The sequence below is a fragment of the Mesorhizobium sp. M7A.F.Ca.CA.001.10.2.1 genome (assembly GCF_003998575.1).
Classification (GTDB): domain Bacteria; phylum Pseudomonadota; class Alphaproteobacteria; order Rhizobiales; family Rhizobiaceae; genus Mesorhizobium.
The window spans coordinates 1-7,792 of record NZ_RZQY01000258.1 but is presented as its reverse complement, the minus strand read 5'-3'; the positions used below and the strand labels follow the sequence as shown (position 1 = coordinate 7,792).

Annotated in this window: 8 protein-coding genes and 1 pseudogene; 5 read left to right on the top strand and 4 right to left on the bottom strand. The window is 64.5% G+C overall.

Translation table 11 applies throughout. The features are described from left to right. A pseudogene (locus EN964_RS17595) lies at positions 1-1,038 on the top strand (hypothetical protein); the annotation flags it as partial. 157 nt (positions 1,039-1,195) lie between these two features. Here the strand turns inward: EN964_RS17595 and EN964_RS17590 are convergent. Together EN964_RS17590 and mntR are read right to left on the bottom strand one after the other, a co-directional pair. Beyond that, entirely contained in the window at positions 1,196-1,384 is a 189-nt protein-coding gene (locus tag EN964_RS17590) for a hypothetical protein (protein ID WP_127271214.1), read from the bottom strand. A 90-nt stretch (positions 1,385-1,474) separates the two neighbouring features. Beyond that, entirely contained in the window at positions 1,475-1,924 is a 450-nt protein-coding gene (gene mntR, locus EN964_RS17585; protein ID WP_127271216.1) for a manganese-binding transcriptional regulator MntR, read from the bottom strand. A gap of 233 nt (positions 1,925-2,157) precedes the next feature. On the opposite strand from mntR, the gene EN964_RS17580 reads away from it, so the two are divergent. The 3 genes from EN964_RS17580 to EN964_RS17570 all read left to right on the top strand — a co-directional run bounded on the left by EN964_RS17580 (position 2,158) and on the right by EN964_RS17570 (position 5,199). Beyond that, a complete protein-coding gene (locus EN964_RS17580; RefSeq protein ID WP_127271218.1) occupies positions 2,158-3,522 on the top strand; it encodes an Nramp family divalent metal transporter in 1,365 nt (454 codons plus the stop codon). Between the two features lie 81 nt (positions 3,523-3,603). Beyond that, positions 3,604-4,446, top strand: coding sequence for a protein-L-isoaspartate O-methyltransferase (locus EN964_RS17575; RefSeq protein WP_164749051.1), 843 nt, complete (start codon positions 3,604-3,606; stop codon positions 4,444-4,446). Between the two features lie 102 nt (positions 4,447-4,548). After that, entirely contained in the window at positions 4,549-5,199 is a 651-nt protein-coding gene (locus EN964_RS17570; protein ID WP_127271024.1) for a dihydrofolate reductase family protein, read from the top strand. A gap of 346 nt (positions 5,200-5,545) precedes the next feature. On the opposite strand, the gene EN964_RS17565 is transcribed toward EN964_RS17570, so the two are convergent. Then, entirely contained in the window at positions 5,546-6,415 is an 870-nt protein-coding gene (locus tag EN964_RS17565; protein WP_127271238.1) for a LysR family transcriptional regulator, read from the bottom strand. 98 nt (positions 6,416-6,513) lie between these two features. Here EN964_RS17565 and EN964_RS17560 point away from each other — a divergent pair, with 98 nt between their 5' ends. Further along, positions 6,514-7,113 (top strand): LysE family translocator, encoded by a 600-nt coding sequence (locus tag EN964_RS17560; protein WP_127271220.1) that lies wholly within the window; start codon positions 6,514-6,516, stop codon positions 7,111-7,113. A 320-nt stretch (positions 7,114-7,433) separates the two neighbouring features. On the opposite strand, the gene EN964_RS17555 is transcribed toward EN964_RS17560, so the two are convergent. Then, a partial coding sequence (locus EN964_RS17555) for an SDR family NAD(P)-dependent oxidoreductase (RefSeq protein WP_127276576.1) occupies positions 7,434-7,792 on the bottom strand: 359 nt, incomplete at its 5' end.

Here is a 7,792-nt window from a genome sequence, read left to right as displayed (position 1 = left end):
CAGAACAACATCGTCTACGGGCTGGTCGACGACGCCGACATCGACAAGGCGCTGAAGGACTACGTCGCCAGGGGCAATACGCTCGCCACCATCAAGTCGGCGGCCGGCTTCAAATTGCGGCTCAACGAGATGAGTTGCACCGGTTGCCATCAGACGCGCGGCATTGCCGGCTTTCATTACACCGGCGCCGATCCGGCCAGCGAGCCGCGCCGCAACGCCGTCTTCGTGCCGGGCTCGGCTGTGTTCTTCGCCGACCTGCCGCGCCGCCGCGCCATCGTCGAGCAGTTCGCCGCCGGCAGTCACCCGGACTTTACGCGCGGCTTCGCCGCCCGTCCGGACGCCAGATATGCCGAGGCGCTGAAAGGCACCGACCTCTACAATGGCTGGGGCTCGATCTGCTATCGCGGCGAGGATGCAAGTTTCAAGGACTGGAACTGCGGTGCGGGCCTGCGCTGCGCAGGTGTCCACGAAAGCGCCATCCATCCGGGCTTCGGCACCTGCGTCAGTGACGCGGGCACCGCGGTCGGTGATCCCGTCGAGTTCGGCGAGATCAGGATGTCGAGCTGGGGCAGCGACCAATATTGCCGCATCTCGCCGACCACCGCCAAGGCCTGCGCTATCGACCCGGCGCGGGACAAGAAGCCGCCGGTCAAGCTCGCCGGCTATGGCGCGGCGCGCCAGCGCTACGACAATCCGCAGCAGAAGACCGGCGGCTTTCCCGGTGGCATGCTGCGCAAGGCGAGCTGCGACAAGCTTCCCGACGAGGCGACGTGCGGACGTCTGGCCAAGACCGGCTTCAACGACTGCATCGCGTCGGGCAAGGACCACAAATTCTGCACGAAGGAATTCACCAAGACCGCCGGCCTGCGCGCCTGCGACAAGGCGCATCCCTGCCGCGAGGACTATATCTGCACCGCAGGCTATGACGATCTGGTGCAGGCAAAAGCCGGCAAAGGCACCTGCATCCCGCCCTATTTCATCTTCCAGTTCCGCGTCGACGGCCACCCGCGCAGCTGGGTGCAGGATGTCAGGGAGTGAGGGAACGGTTTGCCGCAGGCAAATTGAAAGGTCCACTGGACCTTTCAAAAGGCTCGAACGCCCGCAGCCATAGCGGAGGGCGATAGACACTGCCGCAAGAAAGGACGTAAACCACGTCCAACAGCGGCCTTGGCCTGCAGCCAATCACGTCAGACGCCTAATCTTCCTGTTTGGCGCCGGCGCTCTTGCCGTCAGAGCTCTTCGACCGTTCCTCGAAACGCGCCGCGCCCTTTTTAAGCGGACGGCCGGTTTCCGCCTCGGTCTTGCGCTCGTCCCTCGCCGCCGCCCGTTTCAGTCCCGCGGCCGCCTGCTTGCCCTTTGCGGTCGGTGCTTGTTCGATGCCCATCGCTTCCTCCGTTCGCGCGACAAAACGCGCGCTGTCGGGAGCAACGTGCCCGGCGTGCGACGGTTCCGGCAGCGCCGGAAATCTGGCGGCTCAGCGCGCCGTCATCGCCTTGCGGAAAGCTTCCAGCGTCTCGGCGCTGACATGGTGCTCGATGCCTTCGGCGTCGATGCGTGCCGTCTCGGCGCTGACACCAAGCGAGCGCAAAAAGGCTTCCACCGTCTGATGGCGGATGCGGCTTTGCTCCGCGACCTTGCGGCCGGCATCGGTCAGGAACACGCCGCGATAGGGCTTTCTCGACACCAGGCCGTCGGCGCACAGCCTGGTCAGCATCTTGGCCACTGTCGGCTGGGCGACGCCCAGGCGTGCGGCGATGTCCACCTGGCGCGCCTCGTTGCCGTCTTCGATCAGGTCGGCGATCAGCTCGACATAATCCTCGACCAGCGCGCTGCGGCGCGCTTCGCGCTGCTGCCGGAAGCCCTCCGAATGAATTTCGGCGTCGAGCAGCGGCTCGCGCGGGACCGGTCTGTTCTTCAGCGCCAATACGCGCTCCTCCCAGGACTATTTGCCATCCATGCTTTCATAGCACGGGCTCTGATTCTTCAGGCCGTTTATTTGCATTCCGCAACAGGTGCAACCGGACTTCCGATTGCGAGTTCGCCCGATACCGCCAGCAGAATAAAAAGCACCGACAATGAAATATAGCATATTGCATAATGTTGAGCCATGGCATAGCTTAAGGGAACATCGCCCAGTCTCCCGGAAAGCCCTCCCCCATGTCCGAAGTCGAAGCCACAGCCTCCCGTTCCTCATGGCGGTTCGCCAGGCCCGACGAGGACGAGGAGCCCAGCCTGCGCGAGGTCAACGCGTCGATCGCCGTTCCGAGTTCGGGGGTCTGGTTCCGCCGCCTGTTCGCCTTCATGGGTCCCGGCTACATGGTCTCGGTCGGCTATATGGATCCGGGCAACTGGGCGACCGACCTCGCCGGCGGCGCGCAGTTCGGCTACACGCTGCTGTTCATCATCATGCTGTCCAACCTGATGGCGATCCTTTTGCAGGCGCTGGCGGCACGACTCGGCATCGCCACCGGCCGCGACCTCGCCCAGGCCTGCCGCGCCTACTATCCCCGTCCGGTCAACTTCGTGCTGTGGATTGCCTGCGAACTGGCCATCATCGCCTGCGACCTGGCCGAAGTCATCGGCACCGCGATCGCGCTGCAACTTCTGTTCGGCATTCCGCTTATCGGCGGCGCCATGCTGACGGCGCTCGACGCCTTCCTCGTGCTGCTGCTGATGAACAAGGGCTTCCGCTATCTCGAAGCTTTCGTCGTCGCGCTGCTGATCATCATCTTCAGCTGCTTCGCCATCCAGATCTTCGTCGCCGCCCCGCCGGCAGGCTCGATCCTGCATGCCATGTTCGTGCCATCGTCGCAGATCGTTACCAACCCGGAGATGCTCTACATCGCCATCGGCATCATCGGCGCCACCGTCATGCCGCACAATCTCTATCTGCACTCCTCGATCGTGCAGACCCGCGCCTATGAACGCACCGAAAAGGGCAAGCGCGACGCCATCAAATGGGCAACGACGGACTCGACCATCGCCCTGATGCTGGCTTTGTTCGTCAATGCCGCCATCCTGATCGTGTCGGCGGTCGCCTTCCACAACACCGGCCATCAGGATGTTGCCGAGATCGGCCAGGCTTTCGAGCTGTTGTCGCCGCTGCTCGGCCTTGGCATCGCCTCGATCCTGTTCGCGGTGGCGCTGCTGGCTTCCGGCCTGAACTCGACGGTGACCGCAACGCTTGCCGGCCAGATCGTCATGGAGGGTTTCCTGCGCCTGCGCATCCCCAACTGGGCACGCCGGCTCTTGACGCGCGGCCTCGCCATCATCCCGGTGGTGGTCGTCACCGCGCTCTATGGCGAAAAGGGCACCGGCCAGTTGCTGGTGTTCAGCCAGGTGATCCTGTCGATGCAGTTGCCCTTCGCGGTCGTCCCGCTGGTGCAGTTCGTCTCCGACAAGAAGAAGATGGGCAATCTCGCCATTCCGCGCGGCGTCGCCGCCCTTGCCTGGGTAGTCGCCGCGGTCATCCTGGGGCTCAACTTCAAGCTGCTCTACGACACCATGTTCGGCATCGGCTAAGCTCCGCTTCGAAAATCGACTACCGTGCGCCAAGGGTAGTCTCGCGACAAATCGGCAATCCGCGCTATGTTGTCCCGCAGCATGGCCCGGATCGAAGACATCAGGAAATTCTACGCGCGGCTGCTGGTCGCCCATGCCGGCTCGCCCGACCCACGCCTGGAAGCGGCTTTCACCGAGGTGCCGCGCGAGGCGTTTCTCGGTCCCGGGCCGTGGACGGTCATCGCCGGCAACGGCAAGGTCACGACGCCGAGCGCCGACCCGGCCCATGTCTACCAGAACGTGCTGGTGACGCTCGACGACGACAAGGGCATCAACAATGGCGAGCCCTTCCTGCATGCCATGTGGATCGGAAAGCTTGCGCCTAAACCTGGCGAGGCCGTCACTCATATCGGCGCCGGCACCGGCTACTACACCGCCGTGCTGGCCAAGCTGGTTTTACCAGGCGGCACCGTCACCGGCTTCGAACTCGACGAAAAGCTGGCCGATCTGGCGCGCAAAAATCTCGAAGCATATGGCAATGCAACGGTCGTCCATGGCGATGCGGTGACGACGCCCCTGCCGCCATCCGACATCATCTACGTCAATGCTGGCGTCGCAGCGCCACCAGCAGGGTGGCTGAAGGCGCTGCGGCCCGGCGGCCGCATGATCTTCCCCTGGCGCCCGGCCGAGCGCGTCCCGCTGGCGGTGATGGTGATCCGCACCGAAAAAGGCTTCGCCTGCGATCCGTTCATGCGATCGTGGTTCATTCCCTGCGTCGGCGCCTCGCTCGCAGACTCAGCGTCGAGGATCCCGACGCGCGAGCAGGCCGCGCGCAGCCGCTCGATCTGGCTGGTGCAGGACAGGGCGCCGGACGACACCGCCACCGCCATATCGGGCGATGTCTGGTTCTCGTCGGAAGATCTCCACCCCGGGCCTCGCAAATGATGGTGGTTCGCCAAAATTTATATGTCGGACTGGTGGCTCGTCGCCCGTCCTTGGGCTGAAGTCCGGCCACGACGGCGTGGACCGAAGAACGGGAGCACTGGAATGAGAAAGATCATCTCGGCGACATTCGTCAGCCTCGACGGCGTCATGCAGGCGCCCGGCGGCCCGCAAGAGGATCCGGTCGGCGGCTTCAAGTTCGGCGGCTGGACCTTCCATTACTTTGACGAGGCGGGGGGCGCGGCGATGGATGAACTGTTCTCCAAGCCTTTCGCCCTGCTGCTCGGCCGCAGAACCTACGACATCTTCGCCGCCTACTGGCCGTATCAGAAGGATCCGATCGCGGATGCCTTCAACCCCGCGACCAAATATGTGGCGACGCATCGGCCTGACACCCTCACCTGGCAGAACACGCAAGCGCTCGGACCCGATATCGTCGCGACGTTGCGCCGCCTCAAGCAGGAGGATGGCCCTGACCTGCTCATCCAGGGATCTGGCGATCTGATCCAGACCTTGCTCGCCAACGGGCTGATCGACGAAATTCGGCTGATGATCTTCCCGCTGTTGCTGGGCAAGGGCAAGCGGCTGTTCGGCGACAGCGCGATGCCGGCCGCCTTCAAGCTCATCAAGTCGCAGGCAACCAGCACCGGCGTCATCATGGCGACCTACGAACGATCAGGCGAGATCAAGGTCGGCTCGTTTGTCACAGGGGAGCCATCCGAGGCCGAGCTCGAACGGCGCAAGAACTGGAAGTAGCAGGACCTGGGTTCCTCGCCCCACGATGAAAGATCGACCCCCACTCCGTCTCGGCTTCGCCGAGCCACCTCTCCCCCGATCGACGGGGTAGAGGAAAGGCGCGAGCTTTAGAAAGGTTGGCTCCCTTCCTCTCCCTCCGGAGGGGGGAGAGGTGGCGCTGCGAAGCAGCGACGGAGTGGGGGAAGCCGCTCGTCAATCGCGCCGCCGCCGCAAGACAGACATACCCGACCAGCAAGAAAACTGTCACCCATGCTATCGGTCCATTCTGTTACCTATCTATCCGGTTCGGACAACTCGACACCTCTCCCCCGATCGACGGGGGAGAGGAACCCAAGTTCTGCCTGGCTCAAGCAGCCACCGGCCGCCGCGCCAGCCCGTCGCGGATATGCCGCGCGAATTCCTGCGCCGCCGGCCCGACACCGTGCCTCGGCAGATGCAGGTTGATGGCAAAATTCGGCAGCGGCGGCAGGCCGGACTCCGATGGCAGTATGTCCAGATCGGCCGGCACGGTGGAGGCCAGCCAGGTGGTGACGGCAAGGTCCGACCGCACCGTCGCCGTCGTCGCGTCGATGTTGCCGTTTTCGAACACGGTGCGCCACTCCAGCCCATGCTCACCGAGCGCCGCCAGCACCGCCGGACGGAAGGCGCAGGTATCGGCGACGATCGAGACCGGCAGCGGCCGCTTGGCGCGGGCAATGCCGCCCTTGGCACCGACCCAGACCAGCCGGTCGATGGCAAGGCACTCACCGGCCGACGGGCCGACGCGTTCCTCGATCACCGCAAGGTCGATGGTCCCGGCCGCAAGGGCAGCCGTCAGTTCCGGCGACGAGGCGCAGACCAGCGATATCTCGATCTGCGGATAGGTCTCGGCATAGGTCTTCAGCACCGGCGCCAGCAAGGTGCCGACAAGGTCGTAGGGCACGCCGAGCCGCACCTGGCCGGCCACCAAAGTCCCAGCCATCTCGGCCCAGATCTCGTCATTCAAGGCCAGCAACCGCTTGCCCCTGCCGAACAGCTGTTCACCGGCGCGCGTCAGCCGCAAGCCGCGCCGGTCGCGCGTAAACAGGCTGGAGCCGAGCGCCTCCTCCAGCCGCTTGACCTGCTGGCTGACAGCACCCTGCGTCAGGTGCAGCGCATTGGCCGCCGCCGTCATGCTGGCCTTGTCGGCGACGGTGATGAAGGTGCGGATCAGCGCCATGTCGAGATTTCGGATCATGGGTGGCATTATCTATCCTAATGCTGACCATAGCAAACATTGCATTTACTGAAGTTCGCACGCAGCTACGATCGCAGCCCTCTGACAGAGGACGCCGCATGCTCGAGCCCATTCTCCCGCTCATCCTTTTTGCCATCGTCGCCACCACCACGCCCGGCATCGCCACGACCCTGTCTACGGCGTCCGGCGCGCAGTTCGGCTTTCGCCGTTCCGTGCCCCTGCTGGTCGGCAGCGCCGCCGGCCTCGCCACCGTCACGGGTGCCGCTGCCGCCGGGCTTGCCGGTCTGCTGCTTGCCGTGCCTTCGCTGCAACTGGCCATGAAGGTCGTCGGCTCGCTCTATCTCCTCTGGCTGGCGATCAAGATCGGCCGCAGCGGACCGCCCAATCTGGATGTGAGCATGGCCAGGCCGAACAGCTTTCTGGGCGGCGCCGGCATTCAATGGATGAACCCGAAAGGCTGGGCGATGGGACTAGGCGCCGCGGCTTCGTTCGCGGCATTGGCCAGCGGACCGGTGCAACTTGCGCTGCTGCTCGGCGCCACCTTCGGCCTCGCGGCCGCCGCCTCGCTTTCACTGTGGTGCGTGGCCGGCATGGTGCTGGCGCGGCTGCTCAAGACCGAATGGCAATGGCGCGCGCTCAACATCGTGCTGGCACTGGTGCTGGCCGCCTCGATCATTCCGATGTGGCGGACGGTGTAGGGACGCGGCGGCCTTGCAGAACCTGGGGCTTGCCCCAACAAAGCTCTTATGCGGCGCTGGTCGACCCCCACTCCGTCTCGGCTTCGCCGAGCCACCTCTCCCCCGATCGACGGGGTAGAGGAAAGGCGCCAGGCTTTTTGCCGTCAACGCTCGTCCAGCAAAGCTCCCTTCCTTTCCCTCCGGAGGGGGGAAAGGTGGCGCTGCGAAGCAGCGACGGATTGGGGGAACCACGTGGCAATCAAGCCTCACACCGATCAGTCACGCCAGTCACAGAAGATGTGTGCATAGCGTAGCGACAGAGCGGGGGACAGAGGTGGCCCTCAAGCCGCGTAGCGGGCTGCCGGCTTGTCGGCGTGCAGGCTGCCGTAGAAGGCCTGCCGGGCACCGAGGAAAATGTCCAGTTTGGCTGGCTCGGCGAGCGCCGGCACGGTGACGGCTTCACCCCTGGCAAGGCCGACAAGGGCCGCATCGACCATATCGTCGGCGCTCATGATGATTTCCTTCGGAAGCTGGTCGATATCGCTGCCAGCAAGCTCCCAGAAATCCGTCCGTGTCGCGCCCGGCAGCACCACCTGCACCTTCACCTCCGTACCCTCGACCTCGCGGTGCAGAGCCTCGGTGAAGTTGACGACATAGGCCTTGGTACCGCTGTAGATGCCGCCGAACGAGGTCTCATAGG

Coding starts and splice junctions, on each gene's coding strand:
- EN964_RS17590 (WP_127271214.1), bottom strand. CDS start 1,384: ATGGGCATCGAACAAGCACCGACCGCAAAGGGCAAGCAGGCGGCCGCG.
- EN964_RS17580 (WP_127271218.1), top strand. CDS start 2,158: ATGTCCGAAGTCGAAGCCACAGCCTCCCGTTCCTCATGGCGGTTCGCC.
- EN964_RS17575 (WP_164749051.1), top strand. CDS start 3,604: ATGGCCCGGATCGAAGACATCAGGAAATTCTACGCGCGGCTGCTGGTC.
- EN964_RS17570 (WP_127271024.1), top strand. CDS start 4,549: ATGAGAAAGATCATCTCGGCGACATTCGTCAGCCTCGACGGCGTCATG.
- EN964_RS17565 (WP_127271238.1), bottom strand. CDS start 6,415: ATGATCCGAAATCTCGACATGGCGCTGATCCGCACCTTCATCACCGTC.
- EN964_RS17560 (WP_127271220.1), top strand. CDS start 6,514: ATGCTCGAGCCCATTCTCCCGCTCATCCTTTTTGCCATCGTCGCCACC.